At 52.3% G+C, this 23,762-nt stretch carries 16 protein-coding genes; 3 read left to right on the forward strand and 13 right to left on the reverse strand.

The window, feature by feature from the left end; genetic code table 11:
* Positions 1–37 precede the first annotated feature (37 nt).
* The 6 genes from JOD20_RS07170 to JOD20_RS07195 form a co-directional block, all read right to left on the reverse strand.
* On the reverse strand, positions 38–1,288 hold the full coding sequence (locus JOD20_RS07170) for a serine hydroxymethyltransferase (RefSeq protein ID WP_204754763.1): 1,251 nt from the start codon (positions 1,286–1,288) through the stop codon (positions 38–40).
* Between the two features lie 88 nt (positions 1,289–1,376).
* The gene (locus tag JOD20_RS07175) at positions 1,377–4,538 is read right to left on the reverse strand and encodes a GAF domain-containing protein (protein WP_204754609.1); all 3,162 of its coding nucleotides are present in this window, start codon (positions 4,536–4,538) and stop codon (positions 1,377–1,379) included.
* Positions 4,539–4,563: 25 nt separating this feature from the next.
* On the reverse strand, positions 4,564–5,346 hold the full coding sequence (locus tag JOD20_RS07180; RefSeq protein ID WP_420828943.1) for an enoyl-CoA hydratase-related protein: 783 nt from the start codon (positions 5,344–5,346) through the stop codon (positions 4,564–4,566).
* 45 nt (positions 5,347–5,391) lie between these two features.
* The gene (locus JOD20_RS07185; protein WP_204754611.1) at positions 5,392–6,642 is read right to left on the reverse strand and encodes a 3-keto-alpha-glucoside-1,2-lyase-like domain-containing protein; all 1,251 of its coding nucleotides are present in this window, start codon (positions 6,640–6,642) and stop codon (positions 5,392–5,394) included.
* Positions 6,643–6,659: 17 nt separating this feature from the next.
* Positions 6,660–7,766, reverse strand: a complete 1,107-nt coding sequence (plsX, locus tag JOD20_RS07190; RefSeq protein ID WP_204754612.1) for a phosphate acyltransferase PlsX — start codon at positions 7,764–7,766, stop codon at positions 6,660–6,662.
* 129 nt (positions 7,767–7,895) lie between these two features.
* The gene (locus JOD20_RS07195) at positions 7,896–9,110 is read right to left on the reverse strand and encodes a DUF2330 domain-containing protein (RefSeq protein WP_204754613.1); all 1,215 of its coding nucleotides are present in this window, start codon (positions 9,108–9,110) and stop codon (positions 7,896–7,898) included.
* A gap of 174 nt (positions 9,111–9,284) precedes the next feature.
* Here JOD20_RS07195 and JOD20_RS07200 point away from each other — a divergent pair, with 174 nt between their 5' ends.
* The gene (locus JOD20_RS07200; protein ID WP_204754614.1) at positions 9,285–9,866 is read left to right on the forward strand and encodes a GNAT family N-acetyltransferase; all 582 of its coding nucleotides are present in this window, start codon (positions 9,285–9,287) and stop codon (positions 9,864–9,866) included.
* On the forward strand, positions 9,863–11,035 hold the full coding sequence (locus JOD20_RS07205; RefSeq protein ID WP_204754615.1) for a GNAT family N-acetyltransferase: 1,173 nt from the start codon (positions 9,863–9,865) through the stop codon (positions 11,033–11,035). The genes JOD20_RS07200 and JOD20_RS07205 overlap by 4 nt, the downstream gene beginning before the upstream one ends.
* Before the next feature lie 97 nt (positions 11,036–11,132).
* Here the strand turns inward: JOD20_RS07205 and JOD20_RS07210 are convergent, their stop codons facing one another.
* The gene (locus JOD20_RS07210; protein WP_204754616.1) at positions 11,133–12,584 is read right to left on the reverse strand and encodes an RICIN domain-containing protein; all 1,452 of its coding nucleotides are present in this window, start codon (positions 12,582–12,584) and stop codon (positions 11,133–11,135) included.
* A 661-nt stretch (positions 12,585–13,245) separates the two neighbouring features.
* On the opposite strand from JOD20_RS07210, the gene JOD20_RS07215 reads away from it, so the two are divergent.
* On the forward strand, positions 13,246–13,848 hold the full coding sequence (locus JOD20_RS07215; protein WP_204754617.1) for a hypothetical protein: 603 nt from the start codon (positions 13,246–13,248) through the stop codon (positions 13,846–13,848).
* A gap of 288 nt (positions 13,849–14,136) precedes the next feature.
* Here JOD20_RS07215 and JOD20_RS07220 read toward each other — a convergent pair whose 3' ends face one another.
* From JOD20_RS07220 to JOD20_RS07245, 6 genes are all read right to left on the reverse strand, one after another.
* Positions 14,137–16,545: a peptidoglycan DD-metalloendopeptidase family protein gene (locus JOD20_RS07220; protein ID WP_204754618.1), complete on the reverse strand. Its 2,409-nt coding sequence runs from the start codon at positions 16,543–16,545 to the stop codon at positions 14,137–14,139.
* A gap of 263 nt (positions 16,546–16,808) precedes the next feature.
* Positions 16,809–18,437, reverse strand: coding sequence for a 2,3-bisphosphoglycerate-independent phosphoglycerate mutase (gene gpmI / locus JOD20_RS07225; protein ID WP_204754619.1), 1,629 nt, complete (start codon positions 18,435–18,437; stop codon positions 16,809–16,811).
* A gap of 318 nt (positions 18,438–18,755) precedes the next feature.
* A complete protein-coding gene (locus JOD20_RS07230; RefSeq protein WP_204754620.1) occupies positions 18,756–19,331 on the reverse strand; it encodes a hypothetical protein in 576 nt (191 codons plus the stop codon).
* Between the two features lie 152 nt (positions 19,332–19,483).
* Entirely contained in the window at positions 19,484–20,821 is a 1,338-nt protein-coding gene (locus JOD20_RS07235) for an ABC transporter permease (RefSeq protein ID WP_204754621.1), read from the reverse strand.
* 48 nt (positions 20,822–20,869) lie between these two features.
* Positions 20,870–22,198 carry an ABC transporter permease gene (locus JOD20_RS07240; RefSeq protein ID WP_204754622.1) on the reverse strand — a complete coding sequence of 443 codons (1,329 nt, stop codon included), beginning with the start codon at positions 22,196–22,198 and terminating at the stop codon, positions 20,870–20,872.
* Positions 22,188–23,723, reverse strand: a complete 1,536-nt coding sequence (locus tag JOD20_RS07245) for an ATP-binding cassette domain-containing protein (protein ID WP_204754623.1) — start codon at positions 23,721–23,723, stop codon at positions 22,188–22,190. Before JOD20_RS07245 ends, JOD20_RS07240 begins: the two co-directional genes overlap by 11 nt.
* Positions 23,724–23,762: the final 39 nt, after the last annotated feature.

Raw genomic sequence — 23,762 nt, forward strand, 5'->3', positions numbered from 1 at the left:
GCCCGACTACCTCGTTTAAGCTGCTTAATTGGCCAATTTAGGCATATTCTGGTTGGCCTGGCACTGGGAAGGCTGCGCATAATTCGCGAACTTCGCCAGCAACTTTGGCTTGTAATTCTTTGTTGCTCAAATCGCGCACAATTTGGCCGACCCAAACGGCGATTTGGCGCATTTCGTTTGGCCCAAAGCCCCGCGTGGTTGCGGCAGGCGTGCCAAAGCGCAAACCGCTGGCAGTCATTGGTGGCTTGGGATCAAACGGAATCGCGTTTTTATTGACCGTAATGCCAGCATGGTCAAGGGCTTTTTCAGCGTCTTTGCCTGTAGCATTCACTGGAGTCAAATCGACCAGCAACAGGTGGTTATCAGTGCCGCCGCTGACAATCCGCAGGCCTTCGTTGGTCAAGGCTTCGGCCAGCACTTGGGCATTTTCCACCACGCGGCGCATATAATCGCGATAATCTGGTTGCAAGGCTTCGCCAAAGGCGACCGCTTTGGCAGCTATGACATGCATCAACGGGCCACCTTGTACGCCAGGGAACACAACTTTATCGATATTTTTGGCGTGTTCAGCACTACACATAATCATGCCGCCACGGGGGCCGCGCAAGGTTTTGTGGGTGGTCGTGGTGACATAATCGGCAACCCCGACGGGCGATGGGTGCAGGCCAGCAGCAACCAAGCCCGCAATGTGGGCAATATCGGCCATCAAAATTGCCCCAACGTTATCGGCAATTGTGCGCAGCAAATCGAAATTGATTGTGCGTGGATAGGCGCTGGCTCCACAGATAATCATTTTGGGCTGGGTTTTGTGGGCAATCTCGGCAACTTCTTCATAATCGATCTGTTCGGTTTCGCGATCAACGCCATAGCCGTGAATCTCATATGATTTGCCTGAGAAGTTCAGCGGATGGCCGTGGGTCAGGTGGCCGCCGTGGGCCAAACTCATGCCCAGCACGCGGTCGCCATGCTCAAGCGTCGCCAGTTGCACCGCCATATTGGCTTGTGCGCCAGAGTGCGGCTGGACATTGACATGTTCAGCGCCAAACAATTGCTTAGCCCGTTTGATCGCCAAATCTTCGGCAACGTCAACAAACTCGCAGCCGCCGTAGTAGCGTTTGCGTGGATAACCTTCGGCATATTTATTGGTCAACACCGAGCCTTGGGCGGCTAATACGGCACTGCTGACATAGTTTTCAGAGGCGATTAGCTCAATCCCATGGCGTTGACGTTCAGCTTCAGAGTCGATAGCTTGCGCCAATTCGGGATCTTGTTGGCGCAATTCATCCATTAACGACATGCGTACACTCCTTGTCTACGTGGAAAACATCCTTGCAGCCGGTTGGGCGTGGTGCGACGATCTGCTGTTTGACCCATCCCTATGATACACGGTTTGGGCTTTGTGTGTTGCGGGCTTGAATCAAATCGGCAACCGTGCTGCGCAGGGTTTGCATTTCAAAGGGCTTGCCAAGCACGCTATCCACGCCGCGTGCCGCTGCATAATCGGCATCGTGTTGATAGCCCCAGCCAGTAATCAAAATTGCGATGATATTCGGGCGGCGATGGCGCGCTTGCTCCAGCACATCCCAGCCATTCATGCCTGGCATGCCCAAATCAGAAATAATCAGGTCGAAAGCTTGTTCGTCGATCCAGCGCAGGGCTTCTTCGCCAGAGCTAGCCAAAGTTACTTCGTGATGATCGTGGCGCAGTACTTTGGCCACAATGTTGCGCACTGCTGGCTCATCATCAACTACCAAAATGCGTTGGGCAGCCGTTTTGGGCACAATCGCAACTGGGCGCGGCTTTGGTTGGGGTGCATGATGAATTGGCAGCAACACGACGAAGCGCGCGCCATGGGGATAGACATCTTCAGTCAATAATTTACCACGATGGCGTTGCACAATGCTCAAAGCAACCGCCAAGCCCATTCCCGTGCCCTCGCCGATTGGCTTGGTCGAGAAAAATGGCTCAAAAATGCGCGTGCGATCCTCGGGCGCGATGCCTGGGCCGTTATCAGCAATGGTGAAATACGACCACTCGCCAGTTGTGCCTGTGCTGATCGTAATCGTGCCGCCTTTGGGCAAGACATCAATCGCATTGACGACCAAATTAACACACACTTCACGCAATTCGGCGGCGCTGCCTTGAACATGGGCAGCAGCCAAGTGGGTGCTAATATCGAGCTTGATGCCACGTTGCTGAGTTTTGTCGCGCCACGAAGGGCGGGTAAAATCGAGCGCAATATTAACCACATCGCGTAAATCGACAATATCATCGTAGATCGTTTCGGATGCCCGCGCAAACTCCTGAATTCGGCGCACTGTGACCGCGCCATCTTTGGCCGCACGTTCGATCACTTGCAACGCGTCGCGGCGTTCAGCATGGGTTTCATCAATGAGTAAAAATTGGGCGTTACCAAGAATCGAGGCTAGCAGATTGTTGAAATCGTGGGCAACGCCACTGGCCAGCTGCCCCAAGGCGCGCAATTTTTCCGAGTTGATCAAGGTTTCGCGGGTGTTTTCTAGCTCGTCGAGCACGCTGCGCAATTGATAATACGATTGCTCTGCATCGGTGCGCAACAAATGCTCTTGCTCATAGCGCCGTGCCGTATGAATTGCTTGCGAAATTTGCTGGGCAATCGAGGCCGCCAAATGGCTTTCCTCTGCATTCCAGGCGCGCACGTTGCCACGACTATACATTTGCAGCCAGCCACTAAACCGCCCGTCAACCATCAAGGGCTGGGCGAAGAGCGATGATAGCCCTTCTGCACTGGCCGGATCACCGCCGATCAACGAAACGCGGCGAATATCGCTAATGTAGAGTGGAGTTGGCGGCTTGAAGCGCGAAATCCAATAATTAACCGTATCGGTGGTCATTTCTAGCGAATCAAGGTAGCGTTCGGAAAAGCCAGCGTGAGCCACGACCTGCATTGCGCTGCCATCGTTATGCCACATCAGCACCGCAGCCGCCGCAATTTTAAACACATCGATGACTTTTTCGACCACATTGCCGCATAAGGCATGCAAATTGAGTTCGCCGCTGATCGCGCGAATAATTTCTTGCAAGGCTTCAAGTTCGCGGCGGCGTTGATGTTCGGCCTCGTAAAGTTGCATTTGGCGCAACGCCAAGGCCAATTGATCGGCCACATCGTTGATCAAACGCAAATCATCAAGCGACCAGAGGAATGGCCGTTGCACTTTATAGATGCAGACAAAGCCCAACCACTGGCCATTGGCGACCAACGGCACCCAAACCAAGGCATGAATATTCAAGGCCAGCAAGCGCTCGCGCAATTCGGGGTAATTGCTATCGTGATATTCGTCGATCGTCAGCGAGCGCTTTTGCTGGAAGGCTTGCAACATTTCGCTATGCAACAAGGCCTCGGTCGCGGTGCGCTGATCGGGCGGCAGCAAGGTTGTGTAGGTGCCATGAAAGCGTAAGCGCTGCTCCTGCTCGTACATCGCCACGGTGCAGAAATCGGCGCGTAGGCCCAAACCAAGGGTTGCCAAGACATCCTGCAAGACCTCGCGCAAATTAATCGTTTGGCGAATATGGCTGACGATGCGGGCAAAGAGCACATTCCGTTCGTTGGCCACATACATCGAGCGAAACAGCCGATTATGTTCCAGAATATAACCTAAGCGTGCGCCAAAATCGTGCAGCAGCTGTACGTCGCTTGGCTCGAATGGCGTGGCTGGAATCAAGTGCAGCATACCAAGATTGGTCTGATTGCCAGGCACATGAATATCAATGCCATACGTGCCTGCAAGCAGCATTTTAGCTCTATTCGGGCTGGTTGCTTGGCCAAGTGGCTCGGAATGGCTTAGGGCTTGCATACCCCGCCGAGTTGGCACATGAGCGGCATTGATTTGGGTCAATAAACCAAGCCCTTGCTCATCGTAGAGATAGAGCGCTGCACCTTGGATTGGTAAATAGTGCCAAATTAAACGAATAATTTGGTATGGCTCGGTCAGCACATCGAGGTGCTTTAAAATATGCAAATTGATTTTTTCGATGATTTTGGTGCATTGATCTTCGCGATAATGCTGGCGATGTGTTGCTAGCGTGCCCAAAGCCAAGGCCAATTGTTGGGCGATCATCTCGATAATTGGTTGGAGCAAACGCAGTTTTGAGGCTGGCTGGTCGCTTTGAATATCGATTAAGCCAAGCAATTGCTCGTTGCGCAACATTGGCACGCTGAGTTGAGAGCGTTGGTTGAGGGTATTTGCAGGCGTGATGATACTTTGCTGTTGCTGGCAAAGTGCCGACCATGCAGGGCCTGCATTGTGGCGCAGGCGTGGCGGCTGGTGATAGCTGGGATCCTCTAGTGGGCCAAGCGCGCTAGCAACTGGCACAAGCTGATCGTTTTGAAGCAGGGCGATGGTGACATGCGGCGTTTGCAAGTAATGGCTGATTAATGCGCTAATCCGTTGAATCAATAACTCTGCATTGTGCAGGCAAAAATGTTCTTGGGTGGTTTTGCTTAATAGCTCAAGCTGCTCGTGCCAAATGCTTGATTCCGCGCTATCACCATCGTACATACCGGCTATCCTTTCATCGAAGGGTTTACCATTTGGGTTTGCGCTTGTTGAGAAATGCGGCGAGGCCTTCTTGGCCTTCGGAGCCGGTGCGGGCTTGGGCAATGGCTTCGATAGCGTAGCGTTTGGCGGCGCTGCGCTCCATTTCCCACATGGCTTGGACTAATTTTTTGGCTTGGGCCATGGCTTGGGGGCCGCCACTGAGCATGCGTTCAGCCAAAAAGCCGACCGTTTGATCAAGCTCATCTTCGCCAGTAATGGCGTGGATGAGGCCAATTTCGAAAGCTCGTTCGGCGCTAAAGCGTTCGCCTGAAATAAACAAGGCTCGGCTTTGGCTGACCCCAATTTTGGGTACGACATATTGGGCAATCACTGCTGGAATCAAGCCAAGTTTGACCTCGGTAAAGCCGAATTTGGCTTGTTCGACGGCCACCGCGAGATCGCAGCAGGCTACCAAGCCTGCGCCACCACCAAGCGCTGCGCCATTGATGCGGCCAATGACTGGCTGCGGCATACTATTGAGCAACGCAAACATGGCATCGAGATTTTCAGCATCGGCAATATTTTGCTCGGCAGTGTAGCTAGCGCTAGCTTGCATCCAGCTTAAATCGCCGCCAGCAGAGAACGAAGGCCCAGTGCCGGTCAAAATAACCACCCGCACGCTGCTATCTGCGGCGATGGCGGTTAATGCTTGGCGCAACTCGCCGATCAATTCGGGATTGAAGGCATTGTGCAATTCTGGGCGATTGAGACTGACGGTGGCGACTGCTGCTTGCTGGCTGATGCTGATCAGTTGATATGACACGAACATACTCCGGCTGGCCCAACCTCGTTGTTGGGCCAGATTGGCATTGGCCTATGGATAAGCCATGCGTAAATTATCAAATTGGGTCAAGGTATCGCCTTCTTCAAAGGTGCTTGCACCAAAGCCCATTGCGCCAGTGGCGTAAGTTTCGTCGGTGTAGGAGCCAACTTTTTCACCATTCAAATAGAAGGTGAAGTTTGAGCCAACCGCCACCACGCGCAAACGATTGGTTGCGCCAATAGCCTCATTAGCAACCGAGCTATATTTCCAATCGATCAAGTTAATCCATTCGTCAACGGCTTTATCGAAGCGGCGGAAGGCAAAATTGCCTTGGCCATCGATTTGATAGACATACAAACTGCCTGACGTATCGCCTTCAATTTGTTCGCGCAGCACTAAGCCAGCGGCATTGGTTGGCTCGCCACTGACCATCGTGACATCAATTTCTGCATCAACATCGCTATACACTTCGTTGGTCGAAGTCCAGATGATGCGTTCGTTGACATAAACATGAATTTGATATGCGCCTTCAACATAGGCATATTTGCCCGACTTGCTGGCGGTTTCTTGCTCTGGCCAGGCTTGGTCGGTGTTGGAGAAATCGTCTTCCAAGAACACGCCGCTGCCAACAACTGGCTCGGTGGTTGCTGGTTCTGGGTCGTCGGTTGAGGCCGGAGTACGGGTTGGGCGAGTTGTTGCCGTGGCCACGCTGGTCGAATTGGTCGCGATCAATTTCTTGGGATCATCTTCTTTATCATTCATCAAGAAGGCTATGCCAGCCCCGAGTAACAGCACAATCCCCACAACAATCCCAATAACCATACCAGTGTTGCTGCTGCGCTTGGTTGGTGTGCCAGCATTTGGGTAGCCAGCGCCGTAGCTTGGTTGTTGATAGTTGGCTGGCGTATATTGCTGTTGGTTGCCATATTGTTGCTGTTGTGGTGGTGGCGGATAGCTGCCAGGCTGGCCATAATTTTGCGGTTGCTGATAGCCGCCAGCATAATTTTGTTGTGGCGGTGGTGGGTAACTGCCTGGTTGACCATAATTTTGTTGTGGCGGTGGTGGGTAACTGCCTGGTTGACCATAATTTTGTTGCGGTGGCGGCGGGTAGCTACCTGGCTGATCGTAGTTTTGTGACGATGCTGGGGGATAACTACCACCCTGACCATCGTAGCGTGGCAATGCCTGAGTTGGGCCTTCGGCAGCAGTTGGCGCAGCGTTGAGCCGGGTTCCACACTCAGAACAAAACGGATTAATATCGTCGACACTTGCCCGACAATTAGGACATTCACGAAGCGCCATAGGGATTACCTCCAAAGCTAGGCCGAGGGTACTAATTCAACGGTTTCAAGGGCATGGCTAATGGTAGCAACAACCCGTTGCTCAACCGCATTGCGCGCCTGCCCAATCGCATTTTGAATCGCTAAAGCATCGGATTTGCCGTGGGCAATAATCGCAATGCCGTTGACACCCAACAAAGGTGCACCGCCATGACTGCGATAGTCCATCCGTTTGCGGAGGGCCAAAAGTGGTGCAACTGCAAGGCTGGCTGGCAAGCTCAAGCCGGTTAATCCAGCGAGCAGGGCGCGCCAACGGCCTTTGCCTGGTAGTGCCAAGGCCACCAAGGTTGGCAGCAAGCCCAGCGCAAGGTTTTGTCGCCATGAGGCTTTGATATTGTTGGCAGCGGCGGTGGTGATCATTTTAAAGACCCCTTCGCCAAATTTGAGCACCAAGTTGCCAACAAAACCATCGGCCACAACCACATCAGCACTGCCATTGATCAACATATCTTTTGGCTCGACGTTGCCAATAAAGTGCAAGTCGTGGCGTTGCTGTAACAGACCATGGGTGTCTTGTACTAGTTTATCACCCTTATTTGATTCTTCGCCATTGGCCAACAGCCCAATTCGGGGCATGGGAATATTGGCAATTTTTTGGGCGTAGACATTGCCCATCTGGGCAAATTGGACCAAATATTCAGGCTTACAATCGGTCGTTGCGCCCGAATCGAGCAACAGCGCATAGCCATTGACGGTTGGGAAATGGGTCACCAAACATGGCCGTTCGATGCCGCGAATGCGCCCGAGAATAAACAAGGCTCCAGCCATGGTTGCGCCACTATGGCCCGCAGAAACAAAGGCATCTGCCTCGCCCTCGCGCACCAAGCGCAGCCCAACGGCGACTGGCGAATTGCGTTTGCGCCGAATCGCCTGCGCCGGATGCTCGGTCATTTCGATCATTTCGGGCGCATCGATGACTGGCAAATCAAGGTTACTACTATCGTGTTTGGCAAGTTCGGCGCGAATTGCCGCCTCGTTGCCGACTAAAATAATTTGGTCGCCCCATGTGCGGGCTGCGGCGATTGCGCCAGCAACTGTTGCTTGCGGCGCGTGGTCGCCACCGCTGGCATCCAAAACAATACGCACAGATAATCCTCCAAACAAAACAGTTGACCTCATCGAGCATAATCGAGTGATGAGGTCAAACTGCTACTGGTATCTTAATGGGTTTTGCGTTGAACTGCAATATGCTAATTACGGCCCATAGGCGTAGTTCTAGACGGCGCGCCGGCGTTTGTTGGGCTTGCGGGCCAAAAACCAAATCGTGCCTAAGGTTACGCCAATCACCAAAAGCGTGCCGATGCGTAATGCGCCACGGCGCAAGTTAGCAGTCGCTTCTTCTTCTGATGAGCGATTGCCTTTGGCCGCATCATATTGCTGGCGACGCACAGTGTGCAAGAGTTGATCTTCGCAATCGAATGGCTCGGTGCGATAGGTCAAATCAATATTGTTGGAAAGCGGTGGCAGTTCGGGGCTATAGCCAAACGCTGGATCAAAGATCATCTCTTCGGGCGAGACTTCGCTATACAAACGGGTCAAAAATGCATATTTAGTGGTCAATTCTTTGAGCAGGCTATCTTGGGGGCTTAAAAACTTGCTTGGCTGGGCAAATTCGGTTAAGAAGCCTTTGCCCGCAACGCTGGCCAATACGCCGCTGCGCAATTCGTTATAGTTATTTTCGTTGTTCAATGACGTGAGCGCTAAGTCGTTTTCGCGCATGGTAAAGCGCTCGGTATTGGTTGGAATTGCCTGGGCCTCGCCGAAAACCCAGACCGTGATGGGGGTTTTGGGTTGGCTGCTCAAGGCTGCTAATTGGAATGGCAGCATTGGGGTTGTGCCCGCATAGCTAATCGCGATTGGCTGGATGCTGTTGGTTGCTGCATCAGGTTTAAGTTTGATCGCCAGCAACGGCATGCCTGCATCGGTATACGGTTTGAGCGCAGTTTCCAAGCCTGCTGGGGCTTGGTAGCCATTATCTTTGAGCCACGTCATGAGTGCTGCTGGGTCGCGATCTTCGAGCACACTATAGTCGTAGGCTCCAACTTGGCCTTGTTGTGCCGCTGGGGTTTGGGTCGCAGTCGCTGGGATTGTGCCAAGCGCTGGGGTAAAACAGGCTGGCGGTGCTGGAAATGTCACCCGTGGATCGGTCAGGCTGTGGAGTTCAGCAAAGCTGCTCGCGCCAACCACATCGAGGGTTGGGATGCTGGGCACTGGCAAAATCCAAGCAAATTCTGTAGGCGTGCCAGTGTAATCGAGTTTCAGGTAGGCGGTCGTTTGGTTGGCTTGGCCATCGACGGCAAAAATCACGTTGAGGCTGGTTTGGCTAATTGGTGCATCAGCAGGAATCAAGGCCCCACTTGCGGCGGCAATTGAGGGCAAAGTAATGCTTAAAAGGCTACACAGCGCAATCACTGTGGCTAAACGGCGCATGGAAATCCTCCTTGAAATGTTTGCAAACTCAATCATAACACGCCGCGTTGCATGCTGTTATTCGTTCCAAGGCCTGATCTTCGTGATGGACATTGTTGTTAATATTGGCACAATGTGATTGCTGCTTCAGATCGTGGCGGCTGGCGCAATTGTGGCTTGTAGAAGGAGTGTGTCATGGAAATTCGTGCCTTGGTTGCTGATCAGCGTTTGCTTGACCAAGCTGCCGAGATTTTGACCCTGGCGTTTGCTGAACATTGGCCTGGAGCGTGGCCAACCCTCGACGATGCCCGCGAAGAAATGCAAGAGGCGCTGTTGCCCGAACGGGTTGGCTTTCTCGCCTTGATCGAGGGCAACGTAGTGGGCTGGATTGGGGGCCAATCAAGCTACGATGGCAATGTCTGGGAGCTGCACCCTTTGGCCGTGCATCCCGATTATCAAGGCCATGGCATTGGCCGCGCCTTAGTGCAAGCCTTAGAGGCCGAATGCCACGCCCGTGGCGGCCTAACCTTGATGTTGGGTTCCGATGATGAAGCCTTTTTGACTTCAGCCAGCGGCATCGATGTTTACCCCAACCCGCTGCAACACCTCGCTACGATTCAAAACCGCCGCCGTCATCCATTTGAATTTTATCAACGCTGTGGATTCAGCATCATTGGCATGATTCCCGATGCCAATGGTTTGGGCAAGCCCGATATTCTCATGGCCAAGCGCTTGGGTGTTTGGTCGAGCCAGTTGCCAACAGGAGGCTTAGAGTGAATTATTGGTATGGTCAGGCAGTCGAGGACGATATTGCGGCTTTAGCACCGTTATTGAGCCAAGCTTTACATTTTAATATGGCCCGTGAAGCGTCGATTGAGTGGATGCAAAAGCGGGGCGTGGGCTTGTATCGAGCTTTTAAAGTCGATGGCGCAATCGCCGCTGGCTTGGGGATTTTGCCCATGGGCCAGTGGTTTGGCGGCAAGGCCCAACCAACCGCTGGCATTACCGCCGTTGGAGTTGGCCCCGAATGGCGCGGGCGCAACGTTGGCGGCAAGATGATGGAATCAATGTTGCGCGAGCAATATGCGCAAGATGTGGCGATCTCAACCTTGTATCCCGCTACGACCCAATTTTATCGGACGCTTGGCTTCGAGCGGGCTGGCAGCCGCATTTTATATGAATTGACTCCAGCGCTGATCAAGCCCAAGCGCGATCATGGTGTGACGTTGCGCCAAGTTCTCGAAACCGATTATGCGCCATTTGCGGCGATTTATGATCCGTGGGCGGCAACCCAAACTGGGGTGCTTGAACGCTCGCCGTTGATGTGGGAGCGGATTATGCTTTCGCCCCGAGCTGAGCGTTTGCGCTATATGCTGAGCGATCAGGCTGGCCAATCGGTTGGCTATGTGGTCTATGAACAAGCTGGCCAATTCGAAGATATTAAAGTGATCGATTGGGTGGCAACGACTGGCGCTGGCTTAGATGCCTTGCTCGATTTTTGGGCTGGCCATCGCTCAATGGTTAATAAGGTTATATTGCCTGGTGCGCCGATGGATTCGTTGCTGTTTCGTTATCACGAGCAGGGCATTGGCTATAATTGGCATTTGGATTGGATGTTGCGGATTATCAATGCGCCGCTGGCCATCCAACGCCGTGGCTTCTCGCGCTGGCTGAATTGCGAAATTGCCCTCGATCTGGTTGACCCACGCTTGGAATGGAATCATGGCCGCTGGGTGTTGCAAGTTCGCGATGGGGTTGGCACGCTTGAGCGCGGTGGCAATGGCGACGTAACGTTGCATGTCCGTGATCTGGCTGCGCTGTATAGCGGCTACCTTGCGCCGCACGATTTGCGCTTGGCTGGTAGTTTGCAGGCCGATGCTGATCAAGTAGATCTGTTGGCGGCGATTTTTGCTAGCTCGCGACCGTGGATGAGCGATATGTTCTAGAAATTTTCTGGGGTGATCGAAAAACAGCAGGCCACTGGTTTTTTCCAGTGGCCTGTTGCTTGTGGTATAGGCTAAGGAGTAGCCAGCAGATTATGCCTTATTGCATTGGCTCAAAGGCAAACGATTGACAATCGTTATTGGTAGGATTGACTTGTTGCAATTGCACGCCGCTGGCGCTATCGCACCATGGAATATCAACGGCGAGGCCACTATGGCGGGCAGTAATCGTGCCATAGCCATTGCCAAGGTCGTTGATTTTCCATTGTTGATTGGCACCGCCGACCCATTCCCATTGATGGATTTTGGCTCCATCGTTGGTCGAGGCGGTGCTGACATCCATCACTTTGCCGGTGGCGCGTGAGACGAAGCGCACAAAGCCGTTGTCGGTGCTAATCAATTGCCATTGTTGATTGTGGCCCGTGTGACAATCCCATTGCAGAATCGGCGTGCCATTGGCTGGATTGCCGCTCTCGGCTACGTCGATACACTTGTTGGTGGCCTTGTTGCGAAGTCGGTAGTAGGTTGTGCCAGGCGCTTGCTTGAGCAAGAACTTATTATTAGCCGAGTTCCATTTGGTTGCCAAGTAGCTGCCTGCTGGTGGGTTGGTGTGGAAATAATCATCGTGGTTGCAGTCGAAGCGGCCATATTGGCTGGCACCACAGCGATTTTGCATTGGTGGCGTGCCTGGGCCGTCAACGTAGCACATAATGTCTTCATCGTCGATACAGTGACCGTAGGCGGTGCTGTTGGGAGCTGAGCGTTGCACAGCGCCCATGGTGTGCATGTGTTCGTGGGCTGCGGTCGAGCCGTTCCAGCAGCCGTTATCCATGCGCGCAAAGCCAGGGCCAAAGTTGTTGGCGTTATTTTGGTCTGGGCGATCATCGAGCATATAGAAGGCTACGCCACACAAAATATTGTTATCGACGAAGGTCAAATATTTGCGGTCGGCGCGGTTGTGTCCAAGGGCCTTCAAGGCATTGGCGGTTTTGTCTATTGAATCGTCGCCATCTGCTGGCACGACCACATTCATCACATAAATTTCACAATTGTTGGTGACGAAGTTGACGGCGCGGAAGCCACCAGTTTCTTGAGCGCTGGTTTGATAAATTCGATCCATATCCGATGACCATTGGCGAATCGAGCCAACGAACTGGTTGAAACGGTCAGGGCGGTCGGAAGCGCGCACATACATCACTTGAGTGCGGTTGCCAGCATGTCCATCGCCGTTACAGACAATCTTGGGATTGATTGCTGCTTTGTCTAAGGGCAAGGTTTCGTCCTTGACCGATTTGCCTTTAGCAATTGGGTCGGGGCCGTGGCTACAAAAGATTTGATCGCCAACTTTGACTTCGTACATCCCAGCGCAAGGGCCAGTTTTGGCGGGAGTCAAGCCATCGTAAATCATGCCGCGTTCTGGGTCGTTGACTGGAACGGTATCTTTAGCTGGTTCGACTTCGCGGTCGTTGCGGGTTTGAGCTTGAGTGCTGGGAAGAGAACTACCAAAAAGAACGAGAAGCGCAAAAATCCAAATTAATCGTGGTGCCTTCATACAATTCCTCCATGAACTGTAACTACAAGGGTTTGCCTAATCATCGAAATCTCGCCGCTGAGATCGTGTATTGGTATGCGTGGCCTCCTTGCTGGCAAACTTATTCCAATCAATAAAATTAATATTCCTAACTATTACGCCATAGCCACAGCTAAAAGTCAATATTTCCTTAATAACATGACTAGAATAAGTCATAAGGCCGAGAAAAGGATGAAGGATGAAGGATGAAGGATGAGGGATGAAGGATGAAGGGATAGGCGCTCCACATTGAGTTTGAGGTTCTTCGCGATCTTCGCGTCCTTCGCGGTTACGGCCCTTCGTGTCCTTCGTGGATCATTATTTTAACGCAGAGGCGCAGAGAAATGGAGGGCTATAGGCTGAAGGCTATTGGCTATAGGAAACGTAATCCAAATAATCTGTGGAATCTATGGTTAAAAATACTCATTGGTGGAATTCGGGTAATTCGTGGCTAAAAAAGGCTCTGCGCTAACAGAGAGTTGTTGAAAATACCAACAATTGTTCCGAGAGCCAAAAGCCAAGAGCCTCATCCCTCGTGGTTAAAAATCCTATCAAATTGCTGCACTTTTGCTGCATTTTTGCTACACCCGCCACCCACCGCCTGCTAGACTAAGGGCGATTCATTGAGTGGATGGAGCATCACATGTATCTCGCACCTGCTGCGTATACCCCTAGCAAAATTCCGTGGTGGCAACGCTTGATTTTGGGTTGGTATTTGCCCGCTAGTCTTGCCTTGCTTTGGCTTGCTGGCCCAGTGTGGCGTGGCAGAGAATCAACGAATCAATGGCTTTATTCACTTTCCAAGGGGCAAATTTTTATTAGTGGACGTTATGATCTTTTGCACCAACTCTTTTTTGTTGGATTAATCCTTTATTTTGGCAGCTTACTGGTCTATCGACCCCAAAAGCATGTACTATTGCTTAGCTTGACTGGAGCAAGTTTGGTTGGAGGTTATCTTGCGCATAAAGCCCTGATTGTCAGCCCAATTCGGGTTGGTATGATTATTTGGCAACTTGATTTTGATGATATGGGTGCATATAACGTTCGCTTTGGCTATCTTCTGACCAGTAGTGTCGTTAGTTGGATCGTTGTGGCGGTTCAAACGCGAATTTATCCGCTGTTAGCAACTCGTTGGTTCAATCGTATCCTTCTATGGTTGCGCGTTTTGATTAGCTGCATTGCACTCTATAGCATCTATGCAGGCTCGTACTGCCCGTGTTTCGCAACCGATGTAATTGGGCTTTGAAGGATGAGGATATAAGTCAGAAATCAAAAGGCAGAAATCAAAAGGCAGAAGGCAAAATCGCGATGAATCTCTAGGCTTTTGGCTCTCGGCTATCGGAATATTGTTCGTGGAATTCGTGACTAAAAAGAACATAATCTGGCTAATCTGTGGCAATCTGTGGCTAAAAATACTCATTGGTGGAATTTGGGCAATTCGTGGCTAAAAAAGGCTCATTCGTGGAATTTGTGGCAAAAAAGGGCCTTCGCGATCTTTGCGGTTACGGCCCTTCGTGTCCTTCGTGGATCAGCCTTAGCGCTCAACCCGTGGGAGATAGGCCCGAAACAGGTCGGGGCCGGTTACGATTGGGCCGCGCTCGTTGCCATTCGCATCACGGAACCAAACATACACTCTCCGCGCAGTGATTGGGTTCCACTGCCATTCGCGCTCGGGATTGAATGGCTCCCATTGCTTGCGGGTTGGGTTGGGATAGGCGCTCAAGGCCATGCTCAAGGGCTGGTTGGCATCGGTGGCCGAAAGCACCAAGGTTGCGCTCAACGCACTCAGATTGCGAATAGTGACGCTTGCTTGAGGCGCATGATCAATCATAATTGTTTGACTGAGCGTGCTGGTATTGCCCATGCGATCGGTCAAGCGCACGCTAATCGTATAGCTGCCCTCGGTGTTGGGCAACGTCCAGCGATAGGCGCGATAGTAGGTCATTGGCGCAGCATAAATGCCATTGATCCCAAGCTGAGCTTTGACCACACCACCACCATTATCCAGCGCTGGAGTAAGAATTTGTAAATCGCGTTGATCGGTGCTAGTGCTGCTCGCAACCAACGCTTGCTCGCTAATCGCCAAACGATAGATTTCATCGGCAGCTAATTGGCGCTTGTAAACCAACAATTCGTCGAGCGCAAGATTGCTCATGCCTGCACCAATCGTCCAGCGCCCAAGATTGAGATCGTCGCCCACTTCACTTGGCAACGCGACTTTGCTCGCTTCACTAACCAACATGCCATCGATCAACAAGCGCTTATTGCCAGTCGCTTGGTTCCAGCTGATTGCAAAATGGTGCCAGCCAGCGCTTAAGCGATCAGGCACGCTCAGGCTATGCTCTTGGCCATTGGCATCGACTGTCCAGAACGTCCATTTGCCTTGCTCAGTTTGTTCGTGGCGTAAAGCCAAAGTATTGCGATAGATCTTAGCAGGATCAACTGGGTTTTGCGAGGCGGCTAGCAGATAATGGCGGCCTGTGCTGGAGCTTGGCCACGTTTGGGGCACATTCACCCACAGCGCCAACGTGCCATGCTCAAGCTTGAGCGTCGGACTCGCCGGATAGGTCAATGAGCCATCGCCAACTTTGACCGCTTGGCCAAACTTACCACTGGCATAGCTAATTTGATCGCTGGCGGCCATTGGGCCAACCGCAGGCAATGGATTGTTCTCAAACTGGGCGACCAAGGCCAAATCGGCATCAGGATTGATCGTCAATAGTGCGCTTGGCGGCGTTGTATCTGTTGGCGCTGGGCCATCTGGGCGATTCCACGGTACACTATCATTCCAAAGCCAAACACTGGCTTCGCATTTGACATAATTAGTGCAAGGGTCGGAACCTGGGCCATACCAGCCATAGGGATCGACTTGCTTGCCGTTGTGACGCACTTCGAAGTGCAAGTGCGGCGCGCCATCGGTAAAGCCAGTTGCGCCGCTCCAGCCCAGCAATTCGCCGCGCTCAACCCACTTTGGCTTGGAATCATCGATATAATTTTTGAAACTTGGCGCAAAATCGTCGAGGTGCCAATAGACGGTTTCATAGCCAGCCGTATCGCCAGCGTGTTGAATCAGCACGCCCAAGCCGCGGGTGGTGCGAGCATAAGCCCAACCTGGGGCGGCGGCAACAATTGGCGTGCCATAGGGCAAATCGGGAAAATAATAATCGTGGCCATCGTGGCTATTGTAGGAAAGGCCACTTTTGCCTTGATAATTAATCATCACATCGTTGCCATCGCCACCGCTATCGACCATTGGATAGGTATGATCAAAATACGATGAATGGACCATGCGCGCGCCCTGCTCCCATGGAATGCTCAAAAAGCCCGCGCTAACTGGCGGCGTGCTTGGAGCCACAACTGGCTCGTTCTGAAATAATTGCTGATAGACCTTGCTGTAGTTGGTTACGAGCTGCTGCCAGGTGGCTTGATCGCGCTCAAATGCTAAGAAGCGTTTGACGGTTAGCGCATGCGGATCATCCTTGGGATCGAGTTTTAGTTGGCTGCCATCGCTGAAATTCAGGATGATGGCACTATCGTAGGGGCCAAGCCCAACCCGAATCTCACGCGCTGCCCAATCGATTTGGCTCAAAAAGCCTTGTGGCCCAGCCAAAAATGGCTGATCGGTGGCGGTGGTGGGCAAGGTTGGGTTGCTAATTAGTTGCGAGGTGGTTTCCAACAAGGCCACTAAAATGCGAGCCTCAATATTGTAGTAGGCTGCCATGCTCTCGATGATTTGGCCAGCTGGCTGACCATCGATCGTTACATTGGCAAGGCTACTCTGTTGGCGTTGTAAAAACCCTTGCACTCCGCCATCAAGCGACGATAGGCCGTGGGTCGGTTGTTGATTGAGCTGGGGTGGCTGCGGGCTGGCGTGCACCACGAAGGGCAGCGTTGCGCCGCCAAGCATCAATATTAATAAACCAAGGAGCAAAGAACGCTGCATAATCAATTCCAAAACTCTCATCTACATCAGTTGCCAGCCGTATGGTAGCACGCCACCTAGGCAGCGTCAATTAAAATTAGCTGAGACATTGGTCCTGTTGTGGTGATTTTGGCTAAAATTCCCTTACCCCAACCCCTCGCCCACGGTGCGGACGAGGGGCTTCATAGGTTGATTCTTCCATGAGCTGTGGTAATTCCAGATTGGTTCCCCCTCGCCCGCGTTCAGTGGGCGAGGGGGCTAGGGGATGAGGGAACACTCGAAGCTTATTTGTGTTCGATCAGGGTTGTGCCGGTCATTGCTTCAGGCTTGGTTAAGCCCAGCAAATCGATGATTGTCGGGGCCAGATCGGCCAAACGACCCCCTGTGCGCAGGCTAATCTGCTCGCGGGTTAGGCCACTAGCTGGGTCGGCGACCAAAATACATGGCACAAGGTTGGTGGTGTGGGCGGTATGCGGGCCACCAGTTTGGGGGTCGATCATCTGCTCTGCATTGCCATGATCGGCAATTAAGATTGCTGCACCGCCTTGAGCCACAACCGCTGGCACGACTTGGCCCAAGCAGCGATCGACGGTCTCGCACGCCTTAATCACCGCCGGAATCACCCCAGTATGGCCGACCATATCGGGGTTAGCAAAGTTAACCACGAAGAAATCGTAGACTTGGCTATTAACCGCATCAAGCAATTTGGCGGCTACTTCTTCGGCGCTCATTTCTGGCTGAAGATCGTAGGTCGCCACTTTTGGCGAAGCCGCCATCACCCGATCTTCGCCATCGAATGGCTCCTCGCGGCGACCATTCAAAAAGAAGGTGACGTGGGGATATTTTTCGGTTTCGGCGCTATGATATTGGCGTTTGCCTGCATCAGCAATCACCTTGGCCAATGGCTCGGTGATGTAATGCGGCGGGTAAGCAATCGCATATGGGAAGGTTGCATCATACTGGGTCATGGTGACATAATGCAAATTTGCCAATTGCTCAGGCCGTTGCCAAATACTGGTTGGCAGTTGCAAGCCTTGCTCAGCTTGGTTGGCATACCATTCTTGGACCATGGTGTTGAAATCAGGCTGCATCAAGGCACGCGTAATTTGGCGCACTCGATCGGCGCGGAAATTGAAACAAATCACCACATCGCCAGCACTAATGCGTGGCAAGGCTACGCCTGCTGCATCGGTAATCACGGTTGCTTCAATAAACTCATCGCCGCGTGCATCGCGCAAATACGATTGCTCGATGGCGCTGATTGGATCGCTGGCGAAGTGGCCAACGCCCTCAACCATGGCTGCATAAGCAGCGCCAACCCGCTCCCAGCGCCTATCGCGATCCATCGCAAAATAGCGGCCAATTACGCTTGCCACTTGGCCTACGCCGATTTGGGCAATCGTTTGTTGCAGCTCGCGCATATAACCAAGCCCACTTTGTGGCAAGGTGTCGCGGCCATCCATAAAGGCATGAATGTAGGTGTTGGTGACTCCTTGCTGAGCCATGAGTTGCAACAACCCAGCCAAGTGAATATCGTAGGCATGCACGCCGCCGCGGCCAATCAGGCCGATTAAGTGCATGTTTGTGCCACGTTCTTTGACGATTTGCACCGCTTCAAGAAAGGCAGGATTTTCAAAAAACTCACCAGCTTTGATCGATTCGCTGATCCGAGTTGAATCTTGATAGACGACCAAGCCAGCCCCGATATTCAGGTGGCCGACTTCGCTATTGCCAATTTGGCCTTCGGGCAAGCCCACGTCGAGGCCAGAGGCATGGAGTTGAGTTGTTGGGCAGGTTGCCATCCAATGATCAACATTGGAGGTGTTGGCTAAACTAACGCCGTTGCCAGGGCTAGCAGGTGCTAAACCCCAACCATCCATTATGGCTAACAACACAGGACGCGGTGTTGTCATGATGACTCCTTGTAAACGTTAACATGTTGGCTCTATTTAACGAGAAAAGCCCAAAAAGTGCAAGTAGCAAAGGCTTCACCTGCGATGGCTATCCAAAAACAGAAGCGTAGGGGGCGGTTGTTGGGGATTCGGGGACTCTTAAAAGGGTAGGTTTAAAAAAGTGTGGTGATCAAACATTCCCTCACCCCCCAGCCCCCTCTCCTACGAAAACGCGGGCGAGGGGCGCACCCGTTTTTACCGACGAATTGACGAAGAACAACCAAATAAAAGCCCCTCTCCCGCGCCACGGGAGAGAGGTTGGGGTGAGGGGATCGCTGTTTAGCGTTTGATATTGATATAGCGAATTTTCCAACCGGATTCTAGGCGATTAAATTGCACGTCGTAGGTGCCTGTTCCATCGCTATAATTGAGCGTGCCTGCAATACCGAGCGTTGTCGTTTGGTCGGTACCGGCGTTGGCTGCTGGTGCTGCAAAATCGTCGCTAACGCTGGTATAACCTTCGAACAACTCGCGTTGGCTAAGCAACCCAGCTAATTGCTCATCACTCACGATTGAGGTATCAACAAAGGCTTTCGCTGCATTAATATCATTCGCAGCCCCAGCTTTCATAAAGCCATCAAGGGTTGCTTTGACATCATCTACTTCGCCCGCAATAAGTCTATAGGCTACAAAACTAATGCCTATACACAACAGTAAGGCGACAATCACCCCGATAATGCCAAATTTCAAGCAGCCGCCACGCTTTTGTGGCTGTGGTGGGTAGCCATAGGGTTGTTGCGGTGGGTAACCTGGTTGTTGTGGTGGGTAGACTGGCTGTTGCGGTGGGTAGCCACCTTGTTGTGGCGGATAGCCACCTTGTTGCGGCTGTTGACCATATGGTGGTTGATTACTCACAAAATACCTCCAAAGAACACACAAACTTTAACGTGCAGTATAGATGATGGCTTGGTTGCTGAGAAGAGCAAGAATCATGCACGAAGCGCCGATCAAAAAATGACACTCCGCAGTAGTACGGAGTGCCATTCCAGAAAGTTGCGTTGCGTTGCTTATTTTTCGTAGACTTTGCCTGATGCTGCTGGTGGCTTGGCGCGACCAATCACCCCTGCCAACACAATTAGCGTTACCACATATGGCAACATCTGCATAAATTGGGAAGGCAAATCGAAGTTGTAGGCCTGCACTTTGAGCTGCAAGGCATCGGCTGATGAGAACAGCAACGAGCCACCAAAGGCCCCAATTGGGTTCCACTTGCCGAAGATCATCGCCGCCAACGAGATAAAGCCTTGGCCGTTGGTCATGCCATCGTCAAAGCCAAATGAGCCTTCGAGCGAAAACCAAGCGCCTGCAACCCCGGCAATCATCCCGCCAATAATCACGTTGCGATAGCGCATGCGATTGACGTTGATGCCCACCGTATCGGCGGCTTTGGGGTGCTCGCCGATTGCGCGGGTTCGCAAGCCCCACACGGTGCGAAACAGGAAGAAGTTCAAGCCAATCACCATTAGAATCATCAAATAGGTAATTGGTTTGTGGTCAAACAAAATCGGCCCAAGCAACGGAATATCGGCCAGTGGGCCAAGCGGCATTTGCGGCAAGCCAGCCCGTAATGGCGATTCGAATTTCAACAGGAAATTGGTGCGGGTAAAGCCCGTAATCCCAACCGCCATAATGTTGATCACCGTACCGCTAATCACTTGGTCGACTTTGAAGCGAATGGAGAGCCATGCATGCAAGGCTGCCATCATGCCGCCAGTCAAAATCGCCCCCAAAATCCCGATGATCAAGGGCAGCCAAACGACCCCTTTGACCACGTTTGCTGGCAACGATTCGCCGTAAATCATGCGGGCCGAGATGGCTGCCGCAGCATAGCCAAAACAGGCTGCTGTCAGCATCATGCCTTCGATCCCAATGTTGACCACGCCCGAGCGCTCGCAGACAATCCCCGCCAGCGCGCCGATTGCGATTGGCGTGCCAAGCCGCACCACCCGTGAGAGCGTGTCCGAGAGATCAACGCTGTTGTTGGCTACCGCCCAGAGCAGAATCGAGAAAAAGCCAAAGCCAATGACGCTGCTCATATAGGGTGCAACCCAACCGCGTTCTGGGTTCTTGGCGATGAGCGTGCCGCCAACCAGAATCAAGGCTCCACAAATCAAACTAATCGTGATCATCGTGGGTAGCTCGATTGCGGCGACTGGCGGTGCTTTGGGATCTTCCTTCAGTTTCGCACTATCGGGAATCCGAATTGTGCTCGTGAAATCCCAAATTGATTGAATTTTGCTGGTTTCAGTGATTTTATTGCCGAGGCTGTTATTGACTGCAAAAAGCAGCACAATCGCAATGAAAATTCCTAACAGCCCGACCCCACGTGCGCGTGTAAATTTCATACAAATCCACCGTAAAGGTTAAATAATTCAAGAGCGACGACGCTGGCGCTATTTACCCCAGCTACGGTTAAACGTGATTTTGCCACCTTCAGCTTGCTTGATGCGATAAATCCAGCGCACAATTTGGTCGGCAGCAATAAACATAATCACTAAAGCTTGAATAATTTGAATCAGGTTGATCGAAATCCCAGTATTGACTTGCATCGCGCCTGCGCCAGTGCGTAACGCACCCCAGAACAGCGCTGCCGGCACAATCGCAATCGGGTTGCTCTTGGCCAACAAGGCAATTGCCAAGCTATCGAAGCCCAAGCCACTGGAGAACACAGCCTTGAGGTTGTATTCCAAACCAATCACTTGGCTCGTGCCTGCCAGCCCTGCCAATGCGCCCGAAAGGCCCATTGCGCCAACCACCGTGCCGGTGATGCTCATGCCTGCATAGCGGGCTGCTTCGGGGTTTTCGCCCACGGTTTTAATTTCAAAGCCCTTGGGCGTGCGGTTCATCAACCACCAAATAAAGCCAACCATCAAAAATGCCAGCACAATCCCCATGTGAATCCGTAGATCCCATGTGCTGCTGGTGGTGGTGAACAAACGTGGGTACGCTTGGCCGCCAGTGAGGCTGGGGTCGGTGGCTTTGCTGATAATCCGGGGCAAAGCGGCATTTTCGTGGATAAATGGCGTGCGTTGCAAGGTGGCGCTTTTATCTTTCATCACGCCATTGATCAAATAATCCATCACTTGCAAGGCAATATAATTGAGCATAATCGTGGTAATAACTTCGTGCGCGCCAGTTTTGGCCCTGAGATAGCCCGGGATAATCCCCCACAGCCCGCCAGCGATAACCCCAGCCAGCAAAGCAGCTGGCAAGTGAATGATTGCTGGCAGCGAGGCAACCCCAAACCATTGCGGCATAAATGCGGCAACCGCGACGCTGCCAAGCGCGCCCATCAATAATTGGCCTTCAGCCCCAACATTGAACAAGCCCGCTTTGAAGGTGACGGCCACGGCCAAACCTGCCAAAATGTAGGGCGTTGATTCAACCAAAGTATTGCTAATGGCCACCGGAATTGTACTTGGTTTAGTCCAATCGCCAAATGCGCCAGAGAACAAACCAGTGAAGGCGCTCAAGGTCACGCGGAGCCGTTCAGGGATGGTGCTAAAAAACCAATCGCTGCGGCTGCCGTAAATATTCAGATCAAAGGTTGGCAGTTTATTGCCAGGGATCGAAACAAACACGATCACTGCGCCAATTAACACTGCGGTCAAAATTGCCAACAGCGGCACAATCGCTTCGTTGAGCCAGCCGAAGCGCCGTTTGCTGGGCTGCGGCTCAGTGGTTTTTTTGGTTTCAGCGGGGGCTTGTTGCTCATTTGCCATTGGGTTGCTCCTGAATACCGGCCATCAACAGGCCAACGCGCTCGCGCGTAGCTTCGGCAATCGGGAGAATGCCAACTATTTTGCCGTGGTACATCACAGCAACGCGGTCGGCTAAGGCCAGAACTTCATCAAGCTCTGCCGAAACCAATAAGACCGCCAGCCCTGCATCGCGCTGTTTAATAATTTGATTGTGAATAAATTCGATCGAGCCAACGTCAATCCCCCGCGTCGGTTGTGAAGCAATCAGCAAGCGATTTTTGCGGGTAAATTCACGGGCGACAATAATTTTTTGTTGATTCCCACCTGAGAGCGAGCCAGCAGTCGTGGTTGCGCTGGGCGTGCGCACATCAAAGGTCGCAATCAATTCTTTGGCATTTTCGTCAATCGCTGGGTCGTTAAAGGTCAAGCCTTTGGTAAATGGTGGTTTGTAGTAGGTTGAAAGCACCAAATTATCACGGATGCTATAGCCAAGCACCAAGCCTGTGCCTTTGCGATCTTCGGGAATGTAGGCCACGCCTTGTTCCGTAATCGAGCGCGGCGGGCGATTGGTAATATCCTTGCCAAGCAATTCAATTGAGCCACTCGGCAGGGCTTGCAAACCCGTAATCGCCTCGACCAACTCAGTTTGGCCGTTGCCTTGCACGCCAGCAATCCCCAGCACTTCACCGGCATGGACATCAATTGAAACATCATCAAGCACGGTGAGGCCGCGATCGTCACGCAGATTGAGGTTGCGTACTTTCAGCACCACATCGCCAGGGTTGGCCGCAGTTTTATCAACTTTCAAGACAACATCGCGACCTACCATCAGCGCTGCTAATTGACCTTCGCTGGCAGTTTTGGGGTCTGCGTCGCCGACAACCTTGCCCCGACGCAAGACGGTAATTCGGTCGGCAACTTCGCGTACTTCGCGCAATTTGTGAGTAATAAAAATCAGCGCCTTGCCCTGATCGGCCAATTCGCGCATAACCCGAAAGAGGTCATCGGCCTCTTGGGGAGTCAATACGGCGGTTGGTTCGTCGAGAATCAACATATTGACATTGCGATAGAGCGCCTTCAAAATCTCGACCCGTTGCTGCACACCAACCGGCAAATCGCCGACGATCGCATCGGGTGGCACGGCCAGACCATACTGCTCAGAAAGCTCGCGCACGCGTTGGCTGGCTTCCTTGGCATTTAACACTGGGCCTTTGCGTAATTCGGTGCCAAGAATAATGTTCTCTGTGACGGTTAGGGTATCGACGAGGGCATATTCTTGGTGAACCATGCCTAAACCAAGCCCAATTGCATCAGCAGGATTCTTGATCTTGGCCAACTTGCCATTAATCAAAATCTCGCCTTCATCAGGATCGTAGAGGCCATACAAGATGTTCATGAGGGTGGATTTACCCGCGCCATTTTCACCAAGGAAGGCGTGGATTTCACCGGGGAGCAGGGTAAAAGAAATATGGTCGTTGGCCAAAACCCCGGGGAATTGCTTGGTGATATTGCGGACTTCCAACGCAGGTACGACGTTCGCGGTCACACAAGACTCCTAGTTAATCAAAAAGAGGCAGCATTGCCT

The organism is Herpetosiphon giganteus (assembly GCF_016907925.1).
Lineage (GTDB): Bacteria > Chloroflexota > Chloroflexia > Chloroflexales > Herpetosiphonaceae > Herpetosiphon > Herpetosiphon giganteus.

Coding starts and splice junctions, on each gene's coding strand:
- JOD20_RS07170 (WP_204754763.1), bottom strand. CDS start 1,288: ATGGATGAATTGCGCCAACAAGATCCCGAATTGGCGCAAGCTATCGAC.
- JOD20_RS07175 (WP_204754609.1), bottom strand. CDS start 4,538: ATGTACGATGGTGATAGCGCGGAATCAAGCATTTGGCACGAGCAGCTT.
- JOD20_RS07180 (WP_420828943.1), bottom strand. CDS start 5,346: ATGTTCGTGTCATATCAACTGATCAGCATCAGCCAGCAAGCAGCAGTC.
- JOD20_RS07185 (WP_204754611.1), bottom strand. CDS start 6,642: ATGGCGCTTCGTGAATGTCCTAATTGTCGGGCAAGTGTCGACGATATT.
- JOD20_RS07195 (WP_204754613.1), bottom strand. CDS start 9,110: ATGCGCCGTTTAGCCACAGTGATTGCGCTGTGTAGCCTTTTAAGCATT.
- JOD20_RS07200 (WP_204754614.1), top strand. CDS start 9,285: ATGGAAATTCGTGCCTTGGTTGCTGATCAGCGTTTGCTTGACCAAGCT.
- JOD20_RS07210 (WP_204754616.1), bottom strand. CDS start 12,584: ATGAAGGCACCACGATTAATTTGGATTTTTGCGCTTCTCGTTCTTTTT.
- JOD20_RS07215 (WP_204754617.1), top strand. CDS start 13,246: ATGTATCTCGCACCTGCTGCGTATACCCCTAGCAAAATTCCGTGGTGG.
- JOD20_RS07220 (WP_204754618.1), bottom strand. CDS start 16,545: ATGCAGCGTTCTTTGCTCCTTGGTTTATTAATATTGATGCTTGGCGGC.
- gpmI (WP_204754619.1), bottom strand. CDS start 18,437: ATGACAACACCGCGTCCTGTGTTGTTAGCCATAATGGATGGTTGGGGT.
- JOD20_RS07235 (WP_204754621.1), bottom strand. CDS start 20,821: ATGAAATTTACACGCGCACGTGGGGTCGGGCTGTTAGGAATTTTCATT.
- JOD20_RS07240 (WP_204754622.1), bottom strand. CDS start 22,198: ATGGCAAATGAGCAACAAGCCCCCGCTGAAACCAAAAAAACCACTGAG.